This is a genomic window from Selenomonas ruminantium AC2024, from assembly GCF_000687995.1.
GTDB classification, from domain to species: Bacteria; Bacillota; Negativicutes; order Selenomonadales; family Selenomonadaceae; genus Selenomonas_A; species Selenomonas_A ruminantium_B.
The window spans coordinates 56,137-82,408 of the sequence record NZ_JIAC01000001.1; the positions used below are offsets into that span (position 1 = coordinate 56,137).

Consider the following 26,272-nt stretch of genomic DNA (forward strand, 5'->3'; position numbering starts at 1 on the left):
TTAAAATAGGAGGTATCATCGTCCAAGGAGGCTAACCATGCTTGTCTATATTTTGGCGGCTGCAGGGCTGGTGCTCTTGCTGCTCCTGTACCGCTATCTGAACAATAAAAAAATCTTCGCCTGCTTCTGCCTGACCTTGCTTTTGGCCGGGGGCATTGCCTATAAATTCTGGCCCGCGCCGGAACCTGTTCCTGCTCCCATCAGCGAGCAGGAACGCTACGAACTCATGCAGCAGCAGCAGATATTTGCCGCCTGGTACAGCGACTACCAAAAGGATTTGGAGGAACTCGACCGCAACTGGCAGTGGTATCACCACATCATCGAAAACTTCAAAGAGGACAACATCAGCATCCAGACCACCTTCGTCCGTCTGAAACAACTTGACCAGGACAGCCAAAAGCTCCGGGACAGAATTGCCCTCCATGCGCCTCCAGTGGCACTCAATGATGGCTGCTATGACCTCCTGACCGAAGTAGTCAACAAAACCAATGCCTACGCCGAAGCCCAGTACCGGGCCATCGCCTTGACAAGAGCCGCCGCTGACCCGGCCAACCTCAAAACCGACGACCAGGCCCAGCAGAGCAAAATGCTGCAGACCATCATGATACGAGAATCTCCGGTAGGCCTCTACACCGCCAAAGAAATCACCGCGATTCGGCAGTATCTTGATATTCCCGAAGAAAAAAGCAAATAAAAAGAGGGCTGCTAAATGCCCCTCTTAAATGCCAAAAGTCCGTTGACGTCAAATTCGTCAACGGACTTTTTAACTTACAATTTATCTAGCCAGCGCCGCCCGCCGTCTAGCACGAAGCTTATACCAAACCATCGGCGCAATCAGCATGGGCACTCCGGTGAAGAAGGCTGCCTGCAAATCCGGCATAAACACCATGATGACAAGGCAGATAACCTGCGACCAAATGCCAAAGAGCGTCACATACGGGAAGAACGGCGTCTTGTACTTGAGACTGTCCACCGTACCAGCGGCCATCATGGCCTTGCGGCTGCGATACTGACTCCAGCAGATGGAAATCCAGGCAATTGCGCCCGTGAAGCCCGACACCGCGAGCAAGTAGGTGTAAATCACCGAATCGGGATTGAATGCGTAAAGCATGATAACCGCCCAGCAAGCACAAATCGAAATCCAAATGGCGTGCGAGGGCATGCCGTTTTTATTGAGATTGCCAAACGCCTTGGGTGCCATATCCATTTTCGCCAAAGCGTGCATGGCGCGCGCCGCACCATAAAGCCCCGAGTTGGAGCAGGAGATGGCCGCCGTCAAAATGACGAAAGCAAAGAATGCACCAAAGCCCGTTAAGCCATAATGATTCACCGCCGCCGCAAAGACGCTTTCCTCCAAGGAAGCCTTGTCCCACGGCAGGATGGAAACGAGCAGCGTAATCGGAATGATGTAGAGCGCGATAATGCGCCACGTTACATTGCGCACCGCAATGGGGATGCTCTTGGCCGGTTCCTTGCACTCGCCCGCCGCCAGGCCGATAATTTCCGTGCCCTGGAAGTTTACGAGAATAATCACCATCGTGAGCACAATCGACCAATAGCCATTCGGCGCAAAACCACCACTGCCCAACAGCACGCTCGTACCGATATAGCCCTGGTCGCCAATCACGCCGAAGCAAATGAGCCCCGCCACAATACTAAACGCCACCAGCGCCACGATTTTAATCAGCGCCAGCCAAGACTCACTTTCCCCGAATTTATCCACATGAAAGAGGTTAATACAGGTTACCAGCAGACTGAAAAGGACTGCCCACCAGAGCTGACTCACCGCCGGCAAAAAGAAATTCATGATAATGCCCGCGGCAATCATTTCCGAGGGAACATAAGCGACCCAGGTAAGCCAGTAAGCCCAGCCTACACCGCAAGCCCAAGTGGGAGAAATATGCTCCTTGGCATAAGTAACAAAGGAGCCAGAGATAGGTTTTTCCACCGCCAGTTCCGCCAGACACAGCATGACGCACAGGACAATGATGCCCCCCAAAAGATACGCCAATACCGATGCCGGGCCTGCCTGCTCCAGCACATATCCCGTCCCCAGGAAATAACCGCTGCCGATGACTCCCCCTAAGGAAATCAGCTGCAAGTGCCTGTTCTTCAGACCTCTGTTCATTTTTTCTTCGTTCATGACCTTAATAACACAACCTTCCCAGCACCGCTGCTTTCTGTGATTTGTATAGCTGCTGCCATCCGCGGCGCTTCATGTAATAAACTAAGAATACTACAAACCCCAGCGAATTACCATAAAAATTTTTATCATAACTCCCTTTTTTTCCATGTATACAATCGGTATACTATAAAGAGAAAATTTTCCGCAAAAACAGGAGGCAATATGCATAGCTACCGCACCATTGAAGAGATAGACGACAGCGTAGAAACCCTCTACGAAATCCAAAAATCAAAATTCATCACCCACCTGCGCCATGTGGATAATGAAGAAGACGCGCGCGAATTCATCACCGCCATCAAGAAGCGCTACTTCGACGCCCGCCACAACTGCTCCGCCTACGTCCTCGGCGAAAAAGCCGACAAACAAAAATCCAACGACGACGGCGAACCCGGCGGCACGGCAGGCAATCCCATCCTCGAAGCCATCAAAAAAAACGGGCTGACCAACATCGTCGTAGTCGTCACCCGTTACTTTGGCGGTATTAAATTAGGGGCAGGCGGCCTGATTCGTGCTTACTCCCATGCGGCAGCCTTAGGCATTGAAGCCGCCACCACCTTGGAAATGACCCCCTTTGCCCAACTCGACGTGGCCGTAAGTTACGAACACCTCGCCACCATCGAACACTATATGCGGCAAAACGAAATCCGAAGCCTAGAAGCCGACTATGCTGAAGGCGTAACCCTGCACCTCCTGATTCCCCCTGCCGAAATCGAAAAAATCAGCGAAGATATCACCAACCTGACCGCCGGCCGCGCACAAATAAAAAGTGGCGATGAGCAACTCATCGCCATCCGAATCTAAGCCTTCCCCTCTGGGGAAGGGGGACCGCGTCAGCGGTGGATGAGTTTTCCACCACCACACTACCAGTATCAGATTATTTTCTCCCCGTGATACAATTCTCCCCCGATATCGGGCTTCACTCCATACTCAATCGCCCATTCACATTTATACTTAATCGCCTGCGCATGAATCGTCTCAATCCTGTCCTGCGTGCGCACGATTTTCCCCGGCACGCCGACCACGAGAGAATTGGGCGGAATCACATCATTTTCCTTCACCAGCGCCCCTGCGGCGATGATGGAACCTCGACCAATCTTGGCCCCCGTCAACACCGTGGCACTCATGCCAATCAGCACATGGTCCTCAATTTCACAGCCATGGAGCACCGCCCCGTGGCCCACCGTCACATAATCGCCAATGATGCAGGGCGCATCATCTGCCACATGGAGACACACCAAATCCTGCACATTGGAGCACTCCCCAACCGAGATATAATTCACATCCCCGCGGGCTACCACTCCCGGCCACAGGCTGGAATACTTTCCGACCCGCACATCACCGGACAAAAAAACTTGAGGAGCCACAAAGGCTTCCTCATGAATCTGGGGACGCATGCCCTTAAACACATCATCTTTCAGCGTATACAATGAAATTCCTCCTACGTGGGCCCCTGGAGTCAACCGTCAATCTGGCTCTTGGCCAATTCTAAAATATCTGCCTGATTCTTCGTGCGGTCACCGGCAATCCGTGCCGCAATATCCTCGGGCGAGCCTTCCGCTGGGGCAGACTCCTCTGCTGGCGGTGGCGGCGAAGCGGGCTTTTTCACACCAGCCATGGCCTCTGCCTCCATTTCCTCCTGCGTAAGATTCGACCCCGGCGTTGCCACATAGAAAGGCTTCATCTCCAGCATTTCCATGTTCATCTTACGATTGCCCTGAAAAACCCGATGTCCCGTCTGAATCGGCTCCGACATGATATCTCCTCCCATCTTGCGCGCCTTACATCTTAACCTCCCTTTCGACAATTATCCCGCAAAATCCTGCCTGTTAAAAAATTCTCCCGCGTACGTTACCCGTAAACTTGCCGATTTCCTCCATAAAATTCTTCCAAGGCTCCGGCATCGCATCGCCCCGCAAAACATAACAGCCCGTGTCCTCCGAACCATCACGCCAGCTGAGCTTCCACTCAACCCGCGGCAGGAAATCATCCGTCACGCCGTCCTGCTGCACCTGCCACTCCGCCGCATGCTCCGCAATCCGCTCCAATAAAAGCGGCACATTGCGCACCGAATCAAAGGCATGACGCTCCGTGCCTAAGCCTTGCTTATGCCGCGTAAACACCAAAATATGCTTGCCCCGATTGATAATCAGCTTTTCCACAAGGCTGATTTTTTTTGACTTTGGCAGATAGATGTTCCCCCGCGGATTGTCCATCGTATCATGCAAGATGAGCGCCACCTGCTCCAGCTGCCGCACGCGGTTAATCTCCACCCCGGGAATCTCATTCATCAGGTCGATAAACGCCGCCCAGCTGCCCGGATGCGCATTATCCCCCACAATCCGCCGCGTGCCCAGCTTGCTATCCTTAAACGAGAGCCGCCACAAACTATGCTGCTCCGGCGGAACAGGCGGCTGATAACTCGCCCGCCAGGAACCAAGATGCAGCTTCTCCAACCGCCGCAGCCACCGCCGCCCGCCGTCCAAAACCGCAAACTCACCATCACCCACGCGATAGCAAAGCTGTCGCTCCCGCACCGCAAGCTCAACCTTTAAGTTCATATCCTCTATTTCAAAACAAAGCTGTTCTAACAATACTTCGTCCTCCATTCCATATTCACACTTACATCATAGTAGAAATGGAAAACAGTTGCAAGAGCCCGCACATAAATTTCAGCCACCGATTTCCCGTTTCACGGCCTCTAACGCCAATTCCACAACCTTATCCATATCAAAGTATTTGTACAGTGCCAGCCGCCCGCCCAGCAGCAGATTCTCCTCCCGGCTTGCCAGCTCTGCATATTTGGCATACAAATCCTGATTTATCTGGTCGTTAACTGGATAATAAGCCTCCTGTCCCGGCTGCCATTCCTGCGGATACTCCTTGGTAATGTAAGTCACCGGCTGCGTACCAAATTCAAAATGCTTATGCTCAATTATTCGTGTATAGGGAATCTCCGCAGCCGTAAAATTCATCACCGCCACACCCTGATAATTTTCCTGCTCCAGTCTTTCCGTTTCAAACCGCAGTCCACGATATTCCAAACGCCCCAGCTTGTAATCAAAATACGCATCTAAGGCGCCAGTATATACAACTTTATCAGCTAAGCCTGCATATTCGCCTTTCGCCGCATTATAATCTACGCCCAAACGTACTTCTATTCCTTTCAACAGCCCTTCAATAATCTTATTGTACCCACCAATGGGTATTCCCTGATATCGCGCATTGAAATAATTATTATCATAAGTATAGCGCACAGGCAGACGGCGAATGATAAACGCGGGCAAATCCTTGCACTTCCGCCCCCACTGCTTCTCCGTATACCCCTGAATCAGTTTTTCATAAATATCCCTGCCCACCAAAGAAATGGCCTGTTCCTCCAAGTTTTGCGGCTCGCCTTTTATTTCAGTGCGCTGCTCTGCAATCTTTGCCGAGGCCTCAGCCGGCGTACGAATCCCCCACATCGCCCGAAACGTATTCATATTAAAGGGCAGATTATACAGCTCACCACGGAAATTGGCAATCGGTGAATTCACATACTGATTAAACTCAGCAAATTGCTGGACAAACTGCCAAACCTCTTGATTATTCGTATGAAAAATATGTGCACCATACAAGTGCACATGAATTCCCTCTCGTTCTTCACACCGGATATTGCCGCCTGGCGCCTGCCGCTTTTCCAGCACCAGACATTTCTTCCCCCTTTTCGTCATTTCATGCGCAAAAACAGCACCACAAAGCCCGGCCCCTACAATCAGGTAATCATACTTCGCCATAAAACCTGCCCCCATTAACACAAAATCCGCTTCGCAAAATATTTTCCTATTGTTGCGATAAACGTCAGCGATTCCTTTCTTAATCCCTGCGGGAAGGCTGTCAACACCGGAGCGGTTTCAAAATTCAGCACTCCCCGATAATGAATATTCTGCAGGCCACGGATAAATCCCTGCCAATCCGTCGAGGCCCTGTTCTCCCGTGTCCGGGCAAAGGTGTAGGGAATCTGATGCAAATCCGTTATGCCATCGTTGTCGTGAATATGCAAAACCTTCAGCCGCGACCCCAAAACCGTCACAAACTCTTCCATATCCACCCCCACCAGATTGGCATGCCCCGTATCAAAGCAGAATCCCAGCACCTCACATCCATACTGCTCATTGATACGGTCGATACGCTCCGCCATCTTACGGGCATTGCAACAAGGCCCTTCAATCATATGCCCCCCCAGCCCATTATACAGATTTTCCACACAAAGGGTTATCCCCAACTCACGCGCCTGCGGTGCCAGATAATGAATAAATTTCTCCGTCTGTGTCCATTCCCTGTCCTCGCTGCCCAACTCACGCGCCAGCTTAAACCCATGCACCACAATATACCGGCAGCCAAAAAAAGCACAGACAGCCAGACTTTTCGGTGCCATCTGATGCCATAGATAGTCATTGAGTTCCGTACTTCCCTGCGGGACATAAATTGGATAGGGCATATGCATCTGATGAATCCTTATTCCAGCTTTTGCCGCCCCCTCCTTATGCGGGGTAAAAAACTCCTCCAATTCCTGCACGCTGGCATCAAAAAAACGATTTAAATTGTTTCCATATATATCCAAATTCAACAAATAGGCATTCAGGCTGAAATCCGCACAAGAAAAACCTGCCTGCCGCAGCAGCGAAAAACCTTCTGCCGGATTTTCGTCCTGCACGGCTTCTTTTGTCTGTACCCCTAATTCCAGCATCCTAAAATCCTTCCTCCGGTAAATTCCCGGCATACATCGTGGACAAACATTCATCATTGAAAAATTCTATCGGATTCTGCAGCCCCATTTCCCGCAGCTGCGCCTCAATTTCCCGGTAATAGATATTGCAGATAAAGATGGCACAAGCTGCCGGCAAATCGCGTAAATCCTGTGGATCATGCACCGTCAGGCCGCATACTTCCTGCCCCCAAACCTGCGGATTATTGTCACAGGTAAACAGCGGTGGATATTTCTCCCCATAACAGCTCATATAATTCCTGCACATATTGCCGGCACCAAACAGTACTCTTTGCTCATATTTTTCCAACGTCTTTTCCATATCAATCTGCCAGAGAATATACTGCACCACATCCTCTGCCAATCGCATCAACTGTGGCCGCAATAAAGGCGGAAAAGCCGCTGCCGTATCCCGCAGACTCAACACCAAATTCCCATCAAAAGCAATCTCCCGCAAACTGCGAATCACATTCAGCCAGTCGGTTTCACACGCCCTGTGACTAGCTCCCGTAAAGGGCAGCAGCTGCCGGTCTCCTGTCGCATCACTGTCGCAGATAATCACCGCCTGCAAGCGGCTGCCCAGCGCCAGCACCAAATCATACACATTCAGACCACAGGGGCCGGCAGCTCCCATATTCAGACAAAAGCCAAAAACCTTTCCCCCCGCAGCTTCATTTAGTACATCTACCCAGTGAACTGCCTCTACCGCCTCCGACATTGCCCCCCGTACAAAATGTCCGTTGATACTTTTAGCTTGATTCTCCAGTAATATCATAATTTTGTACTTTTGTACCAATGGTAACAAAGACAGATACAACTCCTTATTGACCTGCCACAACTCTGTCTTATCCTCTGCTTCCGGCCAGGGACGAATCACCAGCTGTCGGCAGCCCTGCAAACCAGCCTGTCGGATACTTTCCTCTACAAACTCCTGATATACAGCCAGGGACGGCCAATCTGCCGCCGCATCCCCCCAATGTGGTGCATATCCCAATGGCAGCCTAACGCCTTGACCGGCAAACTTCCTGCCAAACTCCTTAACCACCTGCCAGCGTTCTTTACGCCAAACTGTATCGTCCGTCAATTTTCGCAATTTATGCTGGGGAAACATCATGGCCATGTCAAACACAGCTTGCTTAAACGCAGAACCGGCTATATCCTTTACCCCCTGTCCCGGATACTCCCAATTGGACAGACCATCCGGTGCACATAGTATATCCATACTTAGTCCTCTTTCTTTGCCAACTGCTGATTAATAACCGCCTTAATCTTCGTAGAACTTGTCTGCTCCGTGTACGGGAAAAACACCATAGTGGATCCATGTTTTTCCAAAAAATCCTTTTCCGCCAGCCAATACGGGTCATTTTCATAATCACTGCCGGAAAACTGCACATCAAAATGATATAAATCCCAAGCTTCCCGTGTACCGGCATAAGTAAGGGGTATTTCATTCGCCTCATCTACGTAGCGGCAGGCCCGTACCAGTTCCACTCGCTCAGCAAAAGGAATAAAGGGGTCTACTCCCTTATTCTTGCGCACACCTTCATCCGACACGACCCCCACAATCAGATAATCACACTGCTCCTTAGCCCGCCGGAACATATTGAGGTGGCCGATATGGTATAAATCAAAGACCCCGGCAATATAGCCAATATGATATTTCTTAACCTGCGCACCCGCTTTCTCTCCCCCGCTTATGGTGACATTATTTACCACCACCTGCCGTGGCTTACGCGGATAACTGCGCTGCGGATCAAAAATACTGTATTCCTCAATCCCCATATTCTTTAGCTGCCATACGACCGACTGATAGCCCTTGATACAAATCAGTACCTTAAAGCTGCCCGGCTTCCATTGCCGCAATTCTTCCGGGCTTACAATGGAAATTCCCCGCAATTTCGTTCCCCAACGCGACTGCTGATTATCCACCACCAGCGACACCGGATGTTCATTGCTAAACCCATCCATAAACCGTTGCGCCCACAATCCCGAACCAAAGACCACCAGTTTCTTATCCTCCAAACCGGCAAAAATATCCACGAACAGTCGCTGATATTCTTCCTCCGGATAATTGAGCCGCTGACGGTTGGCATAAACCTGTTGCGAATCACGCTGATGCGGCCCATAAATGTCATGCAAAGGCCCTAAATTGCGCAATTTAGTCAAAAACTCATTGCTCATTCTATGCCAGCGACCTAAGTATTTCGTAAGACCATATCGTTCATACAACACCTCCGCCGGTAAGATTTGCTGCATCTTTCTGTCACCACCATAAGTGAGCGATACCAGTCGGGTAAGGATCACATTGGCAGGATAATCAGCAAACGCAAACTCCTGATCAAAGAAAACAAACTCTCCGTCTACCGCAAAAGAATTCAGTGGCACCATATCCAAGTAACCTTTGCGCAGCAGCACGCCTTCTCCATCACCGGCATCTTCCCGCACATGCTCAGATGACCTTAGAATAAGCGCAGCAAAATGATCCATTGCCTGCAAAAACTTTTCCTTATCCTGCCGCAACAACTTGCGCAAGTAAGAAGTCCCCACTTCTGCTTCCATAAATGGCATCGACAGCTGCCCGTCAGTAAGTTTCGTAGGTACCACTTTGACACCATGTGCCGCCAATTCCTCCATATTGTTCTGAACATCCCGCAGCCGTCCTTCACCAGCAGCAGCCAACGGTTTCTTTACCACTACGCCATCTTCGTATATTATCGTATATATACCAAACTCAACGCCACGCTCCGCCGAACAGGTCACATGCTGCACATTCGATAAACTGCCATTCAGCGAACATTCCACCAGATATGCATTGGCCAGTGCATGAAACAGCCCGTTTTCCATCAGGGAAGCATACAGGTTTTCTTCCTCCAAAAAGACTGACTCCGGATGATTGTAAAAAGGAAACAACCGTACCGTCAAATCCTCATTGGGTAGGAAATCCTCTCTGTAAAAAAATGTGGGATGTTCCAAATCGGGTAATACGGTATAAAACTTCACCCTGGCAAAGCCGGCAGCCTCTAGCCACTGCCGCATTCTGCCTTGTCCATACATGCGCCCATGAAAAACATCTTCCCGTTTTCCATAGGCCATACGATAATTCTCTATACCATCAAAAGACTGCTCCGTATAAGGATCCCTGTCTCCACAGAAATACCTCAGCCCAAAAGAATTGTTCATAGCCAGCAGTAACCGTCCCTGCATGGTTAAATAATGCGGTAAAGCGGCTATCACTGCCGCAGGCTCTGCCAACCGCTCAAAACCGCAATCAGCTAAAATTAAATCAAACCCGGCTTCCCGCAAATCCCCCTTTGCCGCCTGCTCCCAGCTGACACATGTAACCGCAATATGCTCCGGCCACACAAAGTCCTGCCCATCCCCCACAAAAAGTAACCTCTTACAAGCAGACATATCATACCACGCATACAAACTGCGTTGAATTTCATTGTATAATTCCATAGTTCCCTCCATTGCTCCCTGCTCAAATATCGTTATCCTGCTTTATTTTATTTTACATTTCTTGCCCAAAATCCTGCCGGAAACGTGCTCGCCAACCTCCCGGAAGAAAAATTAAAGTTTTAGCCAATATATCCGATATACAAAATAGGATAAATGTACGATTCTAAGGAAGGACGTGTAAACAATGATGGATATGCGCATCAATGGAACAAGCGGATACCAATCCCCTTATGACCGCTATAGCAGCTATGATAATTACAACAACCAAACTGCCCCCTACGATACGAACGCACCAGCAGAAGAAAACGAAAGCGAAACCAAAGACGCCAACGGTCGAAAATCCAGCCCTGGCGAATGTGAGACCTGTAAAAACCGCAAATACCAGGACGGCTCCGACGAAATGGTTTCCTTCAAAGCCGCCGGCCATATCGACCCAAGCAACGCTGCCTCCGTGGTCATGAGCCACGAACAGGAACACGTTTCCAACGCCTACCAAAAAGCAGACGCCGGCAACGGCGAAGTCGTCCGCGCCAGCGTCCGCCTCAAAACCGATGTCTGCCCCGAATGCGGCCGCACCTACATCTCCGGCGGTGAAACCACCACCCAAATCCGCTACGTCAACGAAACCAATCCCTACCAAAAAGACCTCAAAGAATCCGATAAGAGCAAATACCAGGGAGCTAATGTGGATATTGACGCAGGGTAAAAAACACCGTCATCCCGTAACTTGAGGGATGGCGGTATTTTTATATTCTTAACGAAATAATAAGAAAAATTCATTGAATATAACAATATATGTGATAAAATACACGTAGTAGTTGGAGGAGGCGTAAACACCATGGGCATTTATATCAATCCCGGAAACAGCGGCTTTGCTGAAATAAACGATCAGGACTACGTAGACAAAACCCTGCTGATCGACCTGATTAATAAAACAGTAGAAAAAAAGAATAAACTAACCTGCATCAGCAGGCCTTTTGAATTACATCAGCAAAGATTATAACGGGCTGACCAAGACCATCGCTGAGTTAATCGGCGGCTTGGAGGTCAAGGTCGACACCATCGGCTTTGCCAATGACCTCACCACCTTCCGCGGAAAAAACGACGTCCTCACCTTAATGATTCATCTAGGCTACTTGGCCTATGATTCCGAAAAAAAGACTGTACATATCCCCAATGAAGAGATTAAACTTGAATTCCAACGCTCGATTCATGAAGTAAAACACGAAGCCACCCTAAAACGCTTGGCAGAAAGTGAACAGCTTTTTGCCGATACCATACGACAAAACGAAGATGCCGTGGCCGCACAAATCGAAAAAGTCCATGCCGAAGAAACTGCCCCACTCCACTACAATAAGGAAGACAGTCTCCGCAGCGTAATCAAACTTGCCTACTACACCTATCGTGACCACTACTTGCAGTTTGAAGAACTTCCGGCCGGTGAAGGCTACGCCGATATCGTCTATCTGCCCAAACACGATTCAGACTGGCCCATACTGCTTATCGAACTGAAATGGAATCAAAATGCACAGGGAGCCATCGAACAAATCATGCAAAAAAAATATCCTGCTGTACTGCAGGATACCAAGCGTGAAATCCTGCTGGTCGGTATCAATTACAATAAGGATGCAAAAGCAGGAAATAAAAAACATACATGTAAAATGAGTTTGTCAAGATAAGTGTGTAAGTTTTTTTGCCATAAGAAAAGCGGTCCGAAAGGGCCGCCTTTTCTATGGGAAAAAGCTTAAAATTGCTCGTACTTTAGCATTCTTTCCTGAATTTTTCCATCAATAGCTAGTTGGTTCCGTACCATAGACCACCGCATAATGGGATGCCCCTGCCATTTTTTGTATAGCTCCAGAATTCGCAGATAAAGAATCTTGCGAACAGCATTTTCATGAGGAAAGGCCCCTTTTCTCGTTACTTTGCGAAAGCTGGAATTAACGCTCTCAATGGCGTTGGTAGTATACATCACACGGCGTACGGCACTACCATAATTGAAAAGCTGTTCCACATGTATCCAGTTTCTCTCCCATACGGCTACTGCTCCAGGATAATGTTTCCAAGCGTCCTTAAATCGGTCAAATTCGGCAATAGCCGCTTTGAGATTAACAGCACCATAAATCTTCTTAAGCTGGGCTGTAAATCCTTTGTAATCCTTGGAGGGTATGTACTTAATGGAATTGCGGATAAGGTGCACAATGCAGCGTTGTACCACCACCTGTGGAAAAATTGCTTTGGCCCCTTCTTCCAGCCCGGAAACACCGTCCATGCTGATGAAAGCCACGTCTTCAACACCGCGTGTCTTAATTTCGTCAAAAATCTGCATCCAGTTATGCTTGCCTTCGGTGTCGCTAATCCATAAGCCTAGGATATCCTTGATACCATCCAAATCATAGCCGAGAATTACGTAGATGGCACAGTTTTTCGTCTCGTACTCCTGCCGTATAGGGACGTAAAGACAGTCTACAAATATAAAGGGATAAAAGGGCTTGAGGGGCCGATTCTGCCAGACTTCAGCTTCCTCTAGCACACGGTCGGTGATGTTTGAGATACTTTCCGCTGACAGGCTGAAGCCATAAATGTCTTCAATGGTCGAGGATATATCACGCTGGCTCATACCACGTCCATACATGGACAAGACTTTATCCTCAATACCCGTAATATCCTTTGACCGTTTAGGAATAGCCTGCGGCTCAAAGGAACCATCCCTGTCGCGAGGAACGCTGACGGGAATTTCACCAAAACTGCTTCGAACGGTCTTGTCGATATAGCCATTGCGGCGATTGTCTGTATCCTTGCTGCCGTGGTCGTTAGATGTATAGCCCAGGTGGTTATCCATTTCTCCCTGCAACATAGCTTCCAGCATGGGGCCAAATACATCTTTTATAGCATCCTGCATTTCCTCCTTATTCTGGGGTTGATATTGCTCCATGATAAGTTTGGCGATAGCCTGTCCTTTTTCATTGCCTCTGTTTTTTCGTCTTGCCATAAGTGCTGTACTCCGTTTCTGTCATTATGATGATACTGTACCGCACTTTCGGATAAAAAGAAAGTGCGTAAGTTTTGTTACCGGTAACTTACACACTTAATTTTACACTCTCTGTAAAATTGTTTCCTTGTCATTCCACTCATTATCTAAAACACGATTTTAAATCCATTCGATTTCATTATTTCTCGTGCCAGTTCCCTAGCGGATAGCGATATCTTTGGATTCACTTCAAAATCAAAGTCTGTAATCCCCATAATCCTAATGTTGCCGGAAACTCCTTGCGAAAGGATATTCATCATTTCGTCCTCTGACAGCTCAACATGTTCCCGGAACATATGCTGCACAAGCTTCGGCGTGCTAAATATAATGATTTTTGCCCCTTGATTTCCTCGATTGCTTTTTTTCATAGCGGAATCAATTTTACTGGCAGCCCCTTTATCGTCAGTCAACACACACAACTTTCCATCTGCCACTCCCGGCAGGTTAGATAAGATGTGAACACAGATTGCTATCAATTCTTCTCCTAAATTATCCTCATGCTCTTTATTTCTTCTTACAGCGGAAAAAAATCTTTGATACAGATTCGAATCCTTCAGTTTTTTTCCTTCACGCACATCCGAATTCAGTTTACTATCTGACTTCAGCGTATCTGCGATTGTACTAACAGGGGAGTATACATTTCGTACGGCCCACATAAGATACTCATTTATTCTCTCATTCGTAGAAAAACAATCTGAAAGAATACTGTATGTATATTCTTCATTAAACAATATAACGTTTATGTTGGCATCACTCAGACTCTTTATGTAATCAATAAATCGTCTTTCCAAGCTATGCCGATCTCCTGACAACTCCATTAATACGCATCTGGTCAGAAAAACCGTTATCCCTTGTTTCTCAAAGTACTGAATCAGTATATTTCTTTCAGCATCATTCAGACCGGAATGTCTTTGAAAGGAACAGGCATCATAAAAGAATACTTTGTCAGTCTGGTAGAACGTACGCTTAATTTCATTAATTTCCGTAATAACTAATGTTTCTATTTCAGGCAAATTATCAGGTTTTTCCGTATATGTTGTCGACATATCTACTTCCCTTTAATCCTTGTATATAGCTCACGCATGTTCTTTAGCGCTTTATTGACCGTTCTTTCGTTAATGAATTCATCTTCAATGAACTCTTTTCCAGCTCTTGACACCATAGTCTCCATGTGAGCATAGTCATCTTTCCGAGAAGGGTTCATGATACTTTCATCCAGCCACAAATCATTCATCTTTTGCCTGATATAATCTCTTTCAACATTGAACACCTCTTCCTGCACTTCATTTCCGGCAATCATATTCAGTTCTAAACTTCTGATTAATACCGCCATATATGGTACTTGATAATATGCCATCAACCGTATGATTGTCTCAGTTTCATTTCCGTTTGATTCTTCCTTGAATTTAGAGAACATCCTTCTAAAACTGACCTCCGGCATCAATAGCATACCTGCAAAGAGATTAGCTGCGTATTCCCCTTCATGTTCATAATAGTGATCATCTGCAAATTCAACCTTGGAAACAAATTCATCTGATCCGTAAAAAACATGATAAATTTCATGAGCTATAGCAAAGTTTACATTTACCCGGGGCAAAGATGTATTCAATACGACATACCCCATCCCATCCCCTTTATAACATAATGCTCCGATTTCATCATCAGCAAACGGCATCTCAAAAACAAGATATCCCTTTTTTTTTAAGGATGATCTTGCAATTTGTAAGACATTTAGGAGTGCACTATCATATTCAATTCCCGCAAATGAACAGAATCGTTTTACCATAGAATATATATCCTCACGATTCTTATCACTGTAGGCAATGATTGTCCGTAAACGTTCCAGCTCCATATCCTATCCCCTTGCCATGTTTTCAAATCGGCTCTTTGCACTCATTACCTCATCGATATTTTCCATTAGCTCCATTAACTGATTCGCAATCTGTTGCTGCTCTCCGGATGGCTCTCCAGCATAAAAAGCAATCTTATTAGCAGCAGATGTGTCAGCTCGTGGAATAATCATCGTATCAGCCAAGAAAAACTCTATATTCTTCCCTAGCCCTTGAGCGATTTTTTCCATATCCGTTCCACTTTCCTCTTGTGCGCCAGTCAACAAACGCGACATCTTATTCTTATCAATGCCTGTAATCATACTCAGATAAGCTTGTTTGATTTTCATTTTTGACAAGTATATATTTACATTGTTAATAAATTTAGTCATAGTCTGCCTCCTTTATCTCAGAATATAAGAACAATCACCATCTTATTACTATTATACGCTTCACAAAGAGCACAATCAAGCATAACATCTCATATCCAGAGACGCTATGCTTGATTGTCAGTAAGCGATAAACCATCCGGTGTTATCAATGGCTGAAACGAGCCTGACCATCTATACCTTGGTCAGGCTCATCTTTATTTGCAGTTCTGCTGAACTTCTTTGCTCCAGGGAAGAAAATCTTCCAGCAGTTCAGGATGTATCTTAAAATTTATATTGGGCAGTTTTTCAAGCAGATAGGTCAGATAGCGGAATGGCTCAAGGCCGTTAGCCTTGCTCGTTTCTACAATGCTATACACGGCAGCGCTGGCGGCTGCCCCTTTGGGCGATGCGCTGAACAACCAGTTCTTGCGGCCAATAGTAAAGTTACGGATGGCGCGTTCGCAAATATTGTTGGATAAAGCAATATTACCGTCCTGCAGAAATACGCTGAGTCCTTTTCTGTGGTTGAGCGCATAGTTTACAGCCTTGCCCAGTGCAGATTTTGGCAAAGTCTTGGGCTTGATCCTTTCCAGCCACACGAAGAAAGCCTCCAGCTTGTCTTTTTCAAGCCGCAGACGTTCTGCCTGACGTTCTTCAGCAGACCTATGGGAAAGGTCCTTATCCAATGCAAATATTTCGTTGAGGTACGCTCATCTTCCGGCAGGGTGATTACGCGTTCTTCATGCGGCATATCTTTCAGAATCTGCTCCAGATGGCCTTTCTGCTTCTTGCGCCGCTGATGCGCGGGGACTTCTATGACCGGCTCTGGGGCACTACCTTTTGCCTCGACCTCAGCTTCGTCGAAAAGATTGATCTCTTCGAGCTCGCCAAGAATCTTTTTGGTTTTCTCCGTGCGTGAGCCAAAAGCCATTTTCTTCAATTGAGCAATCTGTTCCTTGAGACAGTCTATTTCATAGCGGAGGTTTTCCTTCTCCAAGGTCAGTGAATCTATGCGGTTTTGCATTTCTTGTTCGCGGATGTCTGTCATGGAAAACCTCTTGATTTTTGCTCCATCCATTATACCACAAAAAGCCCGCGAAGTCAGTACTGACGCGGGCTGAGCTATCCACAGATTTGCCTTAGTTATGCACAGTTTGAAATTAGTAAGCAATTCGCTCGATGTTTGCTCATTGACTTCTAAGCTTACAGGACCACAGGCAAGTTTCAGCCTGGAGGGCAGCGTTGAGGCCTGAACTGTAGTCGTAACGGTAGCAGTTGCCAACGTAGCAAATTCAGGAGCAGGCTCATCCTTTGGGGTGATCTGGAGTGCAGCTGCCGCAAAATCTTCGCGAATTTTGCGTTGCCAATAGTAAAAGGCATTGTATTTGATATTCTGCTGGCGGCAATATTCTGCGGCAGTAAGCCCGCTGTTCTGTTGGGCAAGAATGATCTGTTTCCAGGATGCTAAAGAATGTTGCTGCTTGAGTTGTTGAATTTGAGTCATAACAAAAACCTCCCGGACAATTTTTGACTAAAATGGCTTTTTCAGCTTTTTCGTGTGGCTTATTTTAGTCAATTATCTCATCTAGGAGGAAAAATTTACATACACCGTATTATTTTGCGGTTACAGTTAAGTGTATATATTTCACTTAACTGGAGGAAATTTTATTTTCAAAAGCCATTTATTTACATATTTCACAATGCCACTGTTAGGTACAATTACGCCTTTTTGCCTGACCCTAGGAGCTTTTTGTTGATTCGGTCTAGATGCTGTCCCCCACTTATCATGCAATAAGTTTTGCAAACGAAACATCTTGATCGGCACGCACCTCAAAATTTAGAACGCATACAAAACGGTGTCCTTGTTCATCAAGGGTGAATGCTGCCGCAAAATCATTCGGTATTCTGGAACAACCTCATGAATGAACAAAGGAATTTCCCACAAATCCTCCGGCTTATGGTACACACATACTGCCAATTTGGGCTTATGACTCCTCAGCATATGCTTCATCCCACGCAGGGCATCCATTTCAGCCCCTTCTATATCCATCTTGATAAACGTCGCTGGCTTTGCCAGAACCCCTTTCTCCCTAAGTGCGTCTAAGGAACGAAGCTGCGCCACACCATTGGCAATAAGGTTGCCGGAAAAGCGAATTACATAGGATGAGCCATCGCCCTCAGCCATGGGCGTAAAATCTACCTCGCCATTGCGGTCACTAATGCCGATGGGAAAGATGGAAATTCTGTCGTCTAGCAATCTCCGATTCGATTCCAACCGCTTAAAAATGGCGGGATCCATTTCAAAGGCATACACCGCTTGGAATATACCCTTGGTCTGTTCTAGGAAAGCCTCTGTCGTATCGCCAATATAGGCCCCGCAATCGTAAAAAACCTCATCCTGTCTAAAAAGCCCCTTTATTTCACTTGGAAAGTACTGAGGCAACGACAAAAGCTCACCTGCCAAATTGTCATCGGACACACGGCACTTGACTGCCCCTACCAGAACCCGCAGGGATTCGTCATCAACCAGCAGTCCTGCAACCTCCCGAAGTTCCGGCAAATGGGAGGCATACAGCCCTGCATTCCTTGCTCTGTAAAGGAACGAGGCAAAGCCCCTGTGATAAGGATCCTCCTTTAGCGGCGGTACGAGACACTCAGCAAATCCCATGTCCGCTATACAGTCTTGGATTTTCCCCACATGGAAAAGCGTAGCATTCATCACAGCAAGCTCGTCAGCCGAAAACGCTCGCATTCTGTCCGGCGGATAGCAACAAATGCCGGGAACTACCTCCTTTCCCTGCTTTGCCGTGTCATTATCCACGAAGAATATATCCTTGTCAGGAAAAGCTCCCACTAGGCACTCCGCAACCTTGACCCCCTCTCGTCCCGCACCGAAAAGTGCCAACACGCGTTTGTCTGCGAGGATGGACATATAGCGTTCATATTTCTTGTCGTTACTTCGCTCCCCCTGCAGAATCAAATCTTCCATGTCTCTCATTCTACCTCTGCCCCCTCCACTGCTCCAAGCATTCCCTGAACTCGCTGCCAATGGAAATAAAATTTCGTATCACAAAATAAAGTGACATACTATACTTTCACTTCACACATACTGCACCAAGCACGAACTGGAACATCTCATCCTCTCTCTCGAAATCATCCTCCTCGAGATTCTCTTGACATAGCCCGTACAAAAAACACATAGCCGTCTTCATATTCCCGTAGCGTAAGATAGTTATCTTATCCTTATCGAATGCTTCCTCCATCAAGCGTCGCAACGACATTTCGGTGAATCTCCAATACTCGCCCCAGTTCCGATAACTGTACATGGCTATCTGGCTGATTCCGTGCGCAGTTATAAGTGCTGTCCCGCCAGGGCGAAGGAGCTTGTATATATTCTTTACCGCGCTATGAATGTCATATATAAATTGCAATGTCTGCGTGCATATGAAGCAATCAACAGTACTGTCCTGAATTCCTTCCCCCGTTTCAAGATTTCCCTTTATGCATCCTTCTCCACCGTTGATATGTAGCTTATAGGCATTGCGAATGTCACTCCCAAACCGATATGTGTATGTACTCTCCGCCACTTCCATAATATCACCATGGATATGACCGCTGTATAATTTCAAAAACCGCTCTATGTAATATCTGTCAATTGGTGTGCCAAATTCACCGCCGAATGCTCTCCCCATCTGGTTCGTAGGCATAGTAGCCAGCCATCTGACATAAGGATTTGTCGCCTCATGCAAAAATCGTGTAGCTTCTTTGTACTCATCTTCATTGGCAAAAGGAAAAATTTTGTTTTTGTAGACGATTGCCAGCCGACTCTCAAATGGGCGAATGATAGCTCCTGATTGCAGCGATAATTTTTCCGTCAAGTTATGAGCGGGTTTCTCATTAAATCCAAACAAAATGTACTCCACTGAAACATTCAGTGAACGCAACTGAAAATACATACCAATAAATGCCGGTCTATCTGCCATTATCATAATTGAAACTTTCGGGAGCTCTGATAAATCGCCTGGTCGGCGGACTGGTATGTCATCCATAGGTGACAAGTTTTCCGCATTGTTATCAAGATAGCCTACTATCCGGTACTTTTCCTGAAGTGCATTTTTCTTGCTTTTATAATATCTCCCACATCCGAAAACGATAATATCCTTTTTCATAGACGCCCTCTCACCTCTCTTTCATCTGCAATGCTCTATACAACTCCTCGTCCATCACAAGCACAAATTTAACTCCCTCGTCATGGAGTCGCGATGCTATCGCTGCCTGAGCTTTTCCCCACACAGCTACCACAACAGTATCCTTTTCCGTGTCAATTTCGGCAGAAGAAAACTTCCTTACTTCGATTCCACAAACAAACGGTGGATTACCTTCCGTTGAAGTCACAAGAATCCCAACGATATCAATCTTCCTTTTTTGCAAAATTCCAATCGTACCCTTGCTTATTTTTCCTGCACCATAAATGTAAACTCTCCCAGCTTTCTCTATCTCAGATAAAAATCCAATTGTTTGAAGCTGCTTCCGCTGCACATCCAAATATGCGTTGCAAAAAAATTGTTCCCTGTAGCGCATCATATCTTTCATCTCGCACCATGACTCAAAATCCCAATTTTTCTCGTTCAAATATCCCCTTGATTCAAGTTCAGCAAATTCATCCATAAAACGCGACAAAAAGTCTATCTTGAAGTCCAGTGCTACACGCAGGTAATCTGCTTTATAGAGGCAATACATCGTATACGGTATGAGGCAACATGTTTTTTCCAGTATCTTAGGACGATGTTCTAAGAATTGCCATACACTGGCAATTTCGTCCGCCTTGCAATAAACCTTTCCAATCGACTTAACGGAAGCAGATTCGTTATCGACCCGGTAATGAAGATAAGCCTCCCGCAGCAGCACCATCCTTTGAGAACATGAGAGAACTTTAAGCGTGAATCCTACATCCTGATAGGACGCACCGGGCGTCACGTTGAAGCCTATCTTGTTGACATCGAGGAAATCCTTTCTGTAAATCGATGTCCATAAAAAAGTGTCTTCCCACAACTTTCCAGGCACTTCATGAGGGATAATTACATCTTCGTAAGGGCACCCCTGGAGCATTTCTCTAAACTCATCGTTGCCATTTCCCCTGTGAATCCAAAAATTAGACCTTACTACCTCAGCCTTGTTTGACTCGGCCACATCATAAAGTCTTTCAAACATCTCCGCATCGGCAAAGTCGTCGCTCTCGACTATACCGATGTATTTTCCCTGCGCTACACTAAGCCCCAAGTTCATCGAATGTCCATAGCCTGTATTTTCCTTGTCAATTATCTTCACGCGTGAATCTTTCATCTCGTATTCGCGCAAAATAGAGAGCGAATCATCAGTTGATCCATCGTTTATGCATATAATCTCGATATTACGCAGCGTCTGATTTATCACGCTGTCCATGCATTGACGGATGTATTTCTCTACGTTGTACACCGGAACAAGTATGCTTACCTTAACCATGTGTGCACATCTCCTCAAAATGGCTCTTGTACCAGTCAATCGAACGCGAAAGCCCCTCCTTGAAATCGTATCTCGGTGAATACCCAATAACCTTTCGAGCCTTGGTTATATCGGCATTTGAGTCCCGTATATCCCCTGGGCGCGGCGCATCAAACTTGGGCTCAATACTCACATGTAAGATATCACAAATCTCACGATACACATCAATGAGATATTCACGCCCGCCAGCCCCTATGTTGAACGATTGCCCTGCTCCTGAAGATGACATGCAGGCTGCCAGATTACCATAAACGACATTATCAACATATGTAAAGTCTCTGGACTGCCTTCCATCTCCGTGTATTACAGGCCTTTCACCTTTCAACAATAAATTTATGAACTTGGGTATGACAGCAGCATATGAGCCATGGGGATCCTGTCTCCTGCCGAACACGTTAAAGTACCGCAGCCCATAAGTGTTAAGACCATAAAGCTCATAATAAAGTCTTCCGTATTCCTCGGTCGTGCGCTTGGTCAATGCATAAGGAGAGAGGCATATGCCCTCTTCTCCTTCTTTTTTCGGCAATTGCGTCGAATCTCCGTAAACTGACGAGCTTGATGCATAGATAAATTTTTTGACTCCGTTCTCTCGTGCTGCATCCATCATGTTAAGCGTTCCACGTATATTAATTTCCTCATACAACAGGGGGTATTCTATACTCCTTGGCACACTCCCCCATGCCGCCTCATGTAGCACATATTCCACCTGTCTCGTCGCAGTCCTGCAGACCTCGATATCTCGAATATCGCCACGTATAAAGGTAAATCTTTTGTTACTCATGAATGGTTCTATGTTCTCTATATGCCCCGTAGAGAGATTATCCAAGCACCTTACATAAAAGCCTTTATCCAGAAGTGTTTCACAAAGATTTGATCCGATGAATCCTGCGCCTCCGGTCACGAGAAACACGCTGTCCTGTGGCAAATCCATTATATTCTCCAATTAATTCACATCCTCCAATAATCATATTCAGGTGTACTATATTCCTTTTTATCGTAAATTGCTTTCAGGTCAAAAAGTATTTTTGACCTTTTTGTGCGATACAATGATGAAATTCTCTCTCTACCATAAGAAATGAATTCCTGATGCGCGACGGCAATAACCACAGCATCCATATCGTGTATATCATCCACGATTTTAAGCCGCAGACCATACAATCGCTCCGCCTCACCCATATCGGCTATGGGGTCTGCAACGATTGGGCATATACCATACTCCATAAGTTCATGATATATGTCCATGACCTTCGTATTTCGTACATCAGGACAGTTTTCCTTAAACGTCAGTCCGAGTATTCCTACTCTCGCTCCCTTAACTGGTATCCCTTGCATAATCAGCCGCTTAACCAAGCTTGTAGCCACATATACCCCCATCCCGTCGTTTATGCGTCGTCCTGATAATATGATCTGCGAATGATAACCCAACATTTCAGCCTTATAGGTCAGGTAGTAAGGATCTACCCCTATGCAATGCCCCCCCACAAGACCAGGAGTAAATCTTAAAAAATTCCACTTCGTGCCTGCTGCCTCCAACACGTCATGAGTATCAATTCCCATACGATGGAAAATAAGTGACAATTCGTTCATGAAAGCAATGTTGATGTCCCTTTGGCTGTTCTCAATAACTTTTGCTGCCTCTGCCACTTTAATGGATGGTGCACGGTGTATGCCCGCCAATGCAACCATGCTGTAAACTTTCGCCACAATGTCAAGGGTTTCTCCATCCATGCCGGAAACTACTTTCACTATATTCTCTAGCCTGTGTTCCTTATCGCCGGGATTGATTCTCTCAGGAGAATATCCTACCTTAAAATCCTTGCCGCATTTTAGCCCGGATTCCTGCTCCAATATTGGAACACATACCTCCTCCGTAACCCCGGGGTATACGGTTGACTCATAAACTATAACAGCTCCTCTCACAAGATTCTGGCCAAGTGTCCTGCTTGCACTTACAAGTGGAGATAGATCTGGCGTATGGTCATTCTTCACCGGTGTCGGCACTGCTATAATATGAAACCGCGCTTCTCTGAGCCGTAATGGACTATCCGTAAACTCGATTTGTGACTGTTTCACGGCATCATCACCCACCTCGTCAGTTGGGTCAACACCTAATTGATAAAGATCAATTTTTTTCGAATTTGAATCGTAGCCTATAATAGATGCTCGTTTTCCAAAGGCTACAGCCAACGGCAATCCTACATACCCGAGACCTATGACAGAAAGTTTAGTTTTTCGATTTTTTAAAGACTCATAGATATCTAGCATTTCTTCTCACTTCCCAGTATTCATGATCCGTAAAAATACCATTTTTCTTCTAGTGCTCTGGCAAAATCATCCAAGGAATAATCCGGCTGTCCGTTCCTCGGTATTTCGTAACACGGCGTTTCTTTCGTCACTACCCCGGGACAAGTAGCAGCAGCTCTTATATATCCTACGCTTTTCAACATATTTATCGTCTCCGCTGTATATGTGTCCCTTTGTCCAAAAGGATAAGAAAAGACCGTCACTGGCCTTCCGATGATTTTTTCAATCTTCAACTTTGAATCAGTTATTTCCCATTTCTGCATTTCAGAAGATTCTCCAGCCAATGCGCCATGTGATACCGTATGCCCCCCAATGGTTATATACTCAGAATCAGCCAGCCGCTTCAATTCCTCCTCATTCATGGCCCTTCCTTCTTCAGAAGGGGCGTTCTCCGGTGTGCAAAAACGTTTCTCAATTTTGTCCAGTTCATATCCACGCTCATCCGGCTCCATAAATTTCAATTTGTCACGTACTGTCCTTAGTTCATCCGTTGGAATAAGGCGTGTCAATCTATCCCACCAAAACTCACGGGTCAAACCAATGTTTTCCGATGACACAAAGATTGTGGCCGGTATCTGGTATTTTTCAAGAATTGGCAACGCATTCCAGTAGTTATCTGCATATCCGTCGTCCAATGTAACCACGATAGATTTTTCCCTAACTTCTGACCAATCTTCATCGAAACGCATTAAGCGATAGTTTTCTTTAATATGCCTCATGTACTCATCGAATAAATCAGGAGAAACTGCCATTCTCCACGGATTATGTTCCAGTTTTATAACCCGATGAAACATCAATACTTGAATAAAGCCATCCTGCTTAACGGATGCAAGGTGGGACCAATCGTTTTCCTTGCACAGTGTATTCATAAGCTCACACGACAAAATACGATAATTTGCTATGCCACGCTGTGCAAGGGTATCACGAATAGCTTTATGATTATTTTCCGACACACAAACCAAATACGATGCATCTATCTGATTAGAAATTTCATTCACGTCCATAATCGGTATGCCACGAAACTTAGTATCATTACCTGAAAGATCCGAAACAACAAATCCAGTAGGATTAATGGAATTTTGCCGCAAAAAAGCCGCCATGCGTTTCCCATGATTGCCAGCTCCATATATATATATCCTGCTAGATAAACTACAATATTCCAGTATTTCGGACAAATTATATAACGTTTCCACTTCCACTATCTCCTAATTATTTTCCCAATCGCAAAGCTCACGAAGAAGCGTCGGCATTAAACCAGTGTCTTGATTCATATTCTGCCCGCCTCCATTTTCAAGCATATCTTTCCATAACTCATCTATATTCCAATGCTCAAATTCTCGTATATTTTCCAATGCCTCAAGGGATAACCTTTTGCGAACATCTTCATCACATAATACTTTCGTAAGTGCTTCGGCAGCTCCGCAGATATCTCCCTGCTTGACGGATATTACACCTCGGCCCGAACGAACCAGTTCGAGATAAGGCAGGTCATACATAACAATAGGTAATGCATGCTGCATTGCTTCCGCTACAACCATAGGGAATCCTTCACCCGGAGATGTAAAAAGCATAACATCAGCAAAACTATAAAAGCTCCCTACATCTTTCTGCCAACCACAAATTTCGATATGAGATTCTATTTTTTCTCTCTGTAACAGTGAGAAAAAACGTGCGTCATCAGCATCATTTACTTTATCGCCGACAATCAGCAGTTTGGCATCAGGTATTTTTTTCAATACCTCACGCATAATAAGGACCGTGTCGCAAATTCTTTTATACTTCTGATTACGTCTTCCAATCCAGATAATTGTTCTACCGTTCTTTTTCGAGTGGCAAGAATTTGAGGACGGCAGTGCAGGACAAGGATTAGGAATATAACGAGTCCTACATCCAAACACACTCCAAAATAATTCATCCATTCGCGATAGAACAACGAGACCATCGAGAATGCGATACATCCTATCATGCCCCCGTAGCCCTCCACGTTGACGCACAAAATTTATGCAACTTGTATGGTTCTCCCCTATCACACGCAGACCGCACAATTTAGCTAAAAGAGCAGTAAAAAAGAAAACCTCGCCTTCATAAGGAAGATGTAAGCACAATGCATCTAAATGGTAAGATGAAAAAATATCTTGCCACTGCCTAAAATATTTCTCTGGCTCATCTTTCATTTGATTTGAAAGAGTTATACGCTGTACATCATTCAACAACGAATATTCATTCAATTCATTTTGAATTTGTGTAATAAGAATTACACGATAACCGATAGAAGTAAATCTAGGAATCAGCAAAGAGACAACGCGTTCTGCCCCACCACCTCCATAGGCATAAACATAAAGACCAACAGTTTTAATATTTCTATGTTCAGGAGCAGGAATAACATTATGTTCAATAATGGGCATTACTTTTCCAATATTTCCTTGATATATCTGATAAAGACACGTGAGAACATCCACCACATCATGCGTACGACAAAGATTATGCAGTCCATCCCATCCTTCGTCAGAGCATTCCCACGCAAGAAGTGACGTCACCAGCTCAGTTCCTTTCAGATATTTTCGGTACATCCTGCTAAGATAATCCTGATATGTAATAATATCATTTCCGTAAACTAAATTCTTATCCGATTGAAGTTCTTTTACTACTCGCTCACCATCTCCCAGTGCAATTATATATAGAAAATTTCTCTCATGCCAATCTATGTTATCATCGGACATTACTGGCTTATCATGAAATATAGTCCCATGTACCCTCGGATCGTGATCCACAAAACATAAAATACACGATAGCCACTCTTTATCTAGT

General features: G+C 45.9%; 25 protein-coding genes and 1 pseudogene. 5 read left to right on the forward strand and 21 right to left on the reverse strand.

What is annotated here, in order from left to right; all coding sequences use genetic code 11:
* Nucleotides 1–37: 37 nt before the first annotated feature.
* Nucleotides 38–694 (forward strand): hypothetical protein, encoded by a 657-nt coding sequence (locus P157_RS0100275; protein ID WP_026759249.1) that lies wholly within the window; start codon nt 38–40, stop codon nt 692–694.
* Nucleotides 695–775: 81 nt separating this feature from the next.
* Here the strand turns inward: P157_RS0100275 and P157_RS0100280 are convergent, their stop codons facing one another.
* The gene (locus P157_RS0100280; protein ID WP_026759250.1) at nt 776–2,143 is read right to left on the reverse strand and encodes an amino acid permease; all 1,368 of its coding nucleotides are present in this window, start codon (nt 2,141–2,143) and stop codon (nt 776–778) included.
* A 204-nt stretch (nt 2,144–2,347) separates the two neighbouring features.
* Between P157_RS0100280 and P157_RS0100285 the strand changes: the two genes are divergently transcribed.
* Nucleotides 2,348–2,986: a YigZ family protein gene (locus tag P157_RS0100285; RefSeq protein WP_026759251.1), complete on the forward strand. Its 639-nt coding sequence runs from the start codon at nt 2,348–2,350 to the stop codon at nt 2,984–2,986.
* Nucleotides 2,987–3,054: 68 nt separating this feature from the next.
* Here P157_RS0100285 and P157_RS0100290 read toward each other — a convergent pair whose 3' ends face one another.
* From P157_RS0100290 to P157_RS15685, 7 genes are all read right to left on the reverse strand, one after another.
* Nucleotides 3,055–3,579 (reverse strand): gamma carbonic anhydrase family protein, encoded by a 525-nt coding sequence (locus P157_RS0100290; RefSeq protein ID WP_143035211.1) that lies wholly within the window; start codon nt 3,577–3,579, stop codon nt 3,055–3,057.
* A gap of 62 nt (nt 3,580–3,641) precedes the next feature.
* Complete coding sequence (locus tag P157_RS0100295) at nt 3,642–3,938, reverse strand: hypothetical protein (RefSeq protein WP_026759253.1); 297 nt, start codon at nt 3,936–3,938, stop codon at nt 3,642–3,644.
* A gap of 73 nt (nt 3,939–4,011) precedes the next feature.
* Complete coding sequence (locus tag P157_RS14695; RefSeq protein ID WP_026759254.1) at nt 4,012–4,776, reverse strand: hypothetical protein; 765 nt, start codon at nt 4,774–4,776, stop codon at nt 4,012–4,014.
* 78 nt (nt 4,777–4,854) lie between these two features.
* On the reverse strand, nt 4,855–5,958 hold the full coding sequence (glf, locus tag P157_RS0100305; protein ID WP_026759255.1) for a UDP-galactopyranose mutase: 1,104 nt from the start codon (nt 5,956–5,958) through the stop codon (nt 4,855–4,857).
* A gap of 14 nt (nt 5,959–5,972) precedes the next feature.
* Nucleotides 5,973–6,911 carry a sugar phosphate isomerase/epimerase family protein gene (locus P157_RS0100310; RefSeq protein WP_026759256.1) on the reverse strand — a complete coding sequence of 313 codons (939 nt, stop codon included), beginning with the start codon at nt 6,909–6,911 and terminating at the stop codon, nt 5,973–5,975.
* A gap of 1 nt (nt 6,912) precedes the next feature.
* Nucleotides 6,913–8,151 carry a sugar phosphate isomerase/epimerase family protein gene (locus tag P157_RS0100315; RefSeq protein ID WP_026759257.1) on the reverse strand — a complete coding sequence of 413 codons (1,239 nt, stop codon included), beginning with the start codon at nt 8,149–8,151 and terminating at the stop codon, nt 6,913–6,915.
* Nucleotides 8,152–8,153: 2 nt separating this feature from the next.
* Nucleotides 8,154–10,313 carry an adenylyltransferase/cytidyltransferase family protein gene (locus P157_RS15685; protein ID WP_230578420.1) on the reverse strand — a complete coding sequence of 720 codons (2,160 nt, stop codon included), beginning with the start codon at nt 10,311–10,313 and terminating at the stop codon, nt 8,154–8,156.
* A 259-nt stretch (nt 10,314–10,572) separates the two neighbouring features.
* Here P157_RS15685 and P157_RS0100325 point away from each other — a divergent pair, with 259 nt between their 5' ends.
* The 3 genes from P157_RS0100325 (at nt 10,573) to P157_RS13445 (ending at nt 12,067) form a co-directional block, all read left to right on the forward strand.
* Nucleotides 10,573–11,094, forward strand: coding sequence for a hypothetical protein (locus tag P157_RS0100325; protein WP_026759259.1), 522 nt, complete (start codon nt 10,573–10,575; stop codon nt 11,092–11,094).
* 132 nt (nt 11,095–11,226) lie between these two features.
* Entirely contained in the window at nt 11,227–11,391 is a 165-nt protein-coding gene (locus P157_RS15345; RefSeq protein WP_155266669.1) for a hypothetical protein, read from the forward strand.
* Entirely contained in the window at nt 11,366–12,067 is a 702-nt protein-coding gene (locus P157_RS13445) for a PD-(D/E)XK nuclease domain-containing protein (protein ID WP_051598406.1), read from the forward strand. The genes P157_RS15345 and P157_RS13445 overlap by 26 nt, the downstream gene beginning before the upstream one ends.
* A 65-nt stretch (nt 12,068–12,132) precedes the next feature.
* Here P157_RS13445 and P157_RS0100340 read toward each other — a convergent pair whose 3' ends face one another.
* The 13 genes and pseudogenes from P157_RS0100340 to P157_RS0100400 form a co-directional block, all read right to left on the reverse strand.
* Entirely contained in the window at nt 12,133–13,380 is a 1,248-nt protein-coding gene (locus P157_RS0100340) for an IS256 family transposase (RefSeq protein WP_026759260.1), read from the reverse strand.
* 146 nt (nt 13,381–13,526) lie between these two features.
* A complete protein-coding gene (locus P157_RS0100345) occupies nt 13,527–14,465 on the reverse strand; it encodes a hypothetical protein (RefSeq protein WP_026759261.1) in 939 nt (312 codons plus the stop codon).
* 2 nt (nt 14,466–14,467) lie between these two features.
* Entirely contained in the window at nt 14,468–15,271 is an 804-nt protein-coding gene (locus P157_RS0100350) for an ImmA/IrrE family metallo-endopeptidase (RefSeq protein ID WP_026759262.1), read from the reverse strand.
* A gap of 3 nt (nt 15,272–15,274) precedes the next feature.
* Entirely contained in the window at nt 15,275–15,640 is a 366-nt protein-coding gene (locus P157_RS0100355; protein ID WP_026759263.1) for a helix-turn-helix domain-containing protein, read from the reverse strand.
* A gap of 194 nt (nt 15,641–15,834) precedes the next feature.
* Nucleotides 15,835–16,305 (reverse strand): IS66 family transposase, encoded by a 471-nt coding sequence (locus tag P157_RS13450; protein ID WP_072000132.1) that lies wholly within the window; start codon nt 16,303–16,305, stop codon nt 15,835–15,837.
* Nucleotides 16,306–16,367: 62 nt separating this feature from the next.
* Nucleotides 16,368–17,123 (reverse strand): annotated as a pseudogene (tnpA, locus tag P157_RS15820) (IS66 family insertion sequence element accessory protein TnpA); the annotation flags it as partial.
* 333 nt (nt 17,124–17,456) lie between these two features.
* Nucleotides 17,457–18,617 carry an FkbM family methyltransferase gene (locus P157_RS0100370; protein ID WP_026759266.1) on the reverse strand — a complete coding sequence of 387 codons (1,161 nt, stop codon included), beginning with the start codon at nt 18,615–18,617 and terminating at the stop codon, nt 17,457–17,459.
* 97 nt (nt 18,618–18,714) lie between these two features.
* The gene (locus P157_RS14705) at nt 18,715–19,788 is read right to left on the reverse strand and encodes a methyltransferase domain-containing protein (protein WP_051598408.1); all 1,074 of its coding nucleotides are present in this window, start codon (nt 19,786–19,788) and stop codon (nt 18,715–18,717) included.
* Nucleotides 19,789–19,798: 10 nt separating this feature from the next.
* On the reverse strand, nt 19,799–21,121 hold the full coding sequence (locus P157_RS14710; protein ID WP_026759267.1) for a glycosyltransferase: 1,323 nt from the start codon (nt 21,119–21,121) through the stop codon (nt 19,799–19,801).
* Nucleotides 21,114–22,091: an SDR family oxidoreductase gene (locus P157_RS0100385; RefSeq protein ID WP_037368401.1), complete on the reverse strand. Its 978-nt coding sequence runs from the start codon at nt 22,089–22,091 to the stop codon at nt 21,114–21,116. The genes P157_RS14710 and P157_RS0100385 overlap by 8 nt, the downstream gene beginning before the upstream one ends.
* Nucleotides 22,092–22,108: 17 nt before the next feature.
* Nucleotides 22,109–23,425 (reverse strand): nucleotide sugar dehydrogenase, encoded by a 1,317-nt coding sequence (locus P157_RS0100390; protein WP_026759269.1) that lies wholly within the window; start codon nt 23,423–23,425, stop codon nt 22,109–22,111.
* A 20-nt stretch (nt 23,426–23,445) separates the two neighbouring features.
* Nucleotides 23,446–24,657, reverse strand: a complete 1,212-nt coding sequence (locus tag P157_RS0100395) for a polysaccharide deacetylase family protein (RefSeq protein WP_026759270.1) — start codon at nt 24,655–24,657, stop codon at nt 23,446–23,448.
* Between the two features lie 12 nt (nt 24,658–24,669).
* Entirely contained in the window at nt 24,670–26,184 is a 1,515-nt protein-coding gene (locus tag P157_RS0100400) for a glycosyltransferase (protein ID WP_196243087.1), read from the reverse strand.
* Between the last annotated feature and the right edge of the window lie 88 nt (nt 26,185–26,272).

Coding starts and splice junctions, on each gene's coding strand:
- P157_RS14705 (WP_051598408.1), bottom strand. CDS start 19,788: ATGAAAAAGGATATTATCGTTTTCGGATGTGGGAGATATTATAAAAGC.
- glf (WP_026759255.1), bottom strand. CDS start 5,958: ATGGCGAAGTATGATTACCTGATTGTAGGGGCCGGGCTTTGTGGTGCT.
- P157_RS0100340 (WP_026759260.1), bottom strand. CDS start 13,380: ATGGCAAGACGAAAAAACAGAGGCAATGAAAAAGGACAGGCTATCGCC.
- P157_RS0100290 (WP_143035211.1), bottom strand. CDS start 3,579: ATGCGTCCCCAGATTCATGAGGAAGCCTTTGTGGCTCCTCAAGTTTTT.
- P157_RS0100355 (WP_026759263.1), bottom strand. CDS start 15,640: ATGACTAAATTTATTAACAATGTAAATATATACTTGTCAAAAATGAAA.
- P157_RS0100285 (WP_026759251.1), top strand. CDS start 2,348: ATGCATAGCTACCGCACCATTGAAGAGATAGACGACAGCGTAGAAACC.
- P157_RS0100280 (WP_026759250.1), bottom strand. CDS start 2,143: ATGAACGAAGAAAAAATGAACAGAGGTCTGAAGAACAGGCACTTGCAG.
- P157_RS0100350 (WP_026759262.1), bottom strand. CDS start 15,271: ATGGAGCTGGAACGTTTACGGACAATCATTGCCTACAGTGATAAGAAT.
- P157_RS0100400 (WP_196243087.1), bottom strand. CDS start 26,184: ATGTCCGATGATAACATAGATTGGCATGAGAGAAATTTTCTATATATA.
- P157_RS15345 (WP_155266669.1), top strand. CDS start 11,227: ATGGGCATTTATATCAATCCCGGAAACAGCGGCTTTGCTGAAATAAAC.
- P157_RS0100385 (WP_037368401.1), bottom strand. CDS start 22,091: ATGGATTTGCCACAGGACAGCGTGTTTCTCGTGACCGGAGGCGCAGGA.
- P157_RS0100295 (WP_026759253.1), bottom strand. CDS start 3,938: ATGTCGGAGCCGATTCAGACGGGACATCGGGTTTTTCAGGGCAATCGT.
- P157_RS0100325 (WP_026759259.1), top strand. CDS start 10,573: ATGATGGATATGCGCATCAATGGAACAAGCGGATACCAATCCCCTTAT.
- P157_RS14710 (WP_026759267.1), bottom strand. CDS start 21,121: ATGGTTAAGGTAAGCATACTTGTTCCGGTGTACAACGTAGAGAAATAC.
- P157_RS0100275 (WP_026759249.1), top strand. CDS start 38: ATGCTTGTCTATATTTTGGCGGCTGCAGGGCTGGTGCTCTTGCTGCTC.
- P157_RS0100390 (WP_026759269.1), bottom strand. CDS start 23,425: ATGCTAGATATCTATGAGTCTTTAAAAAATCGAAAAACTAAACTTTCT.
- P157_RS0100370 (WP_026759266.1), bottom strand. CDS start 18,617: ATGAGAGACATGGAAGATTTGATTCTGCAGGGGGAGCGAAGTAACGAC.
- P157_RS0100310 (WP_026759256.1), bottom strand. CDS start 6,911: ATGCTGGAATTAGGGGTACAGACAAAAGAAGCCGTGCAGGACGAAAAT.
- P157_RS0100315 (WP_026759257.1), bottom strand. CDS start 8,151: ATGGATATACTATGTGCACCGGATGGTCTGTCCAATTGGGAGTATCCG.
- P157_RS0100345 (WP_026759261.1), bottom strand. CDS start 14,465: ATGTCGACAACATATACGGAAAAACCTGATAATTTGCCTGAAATAGAA.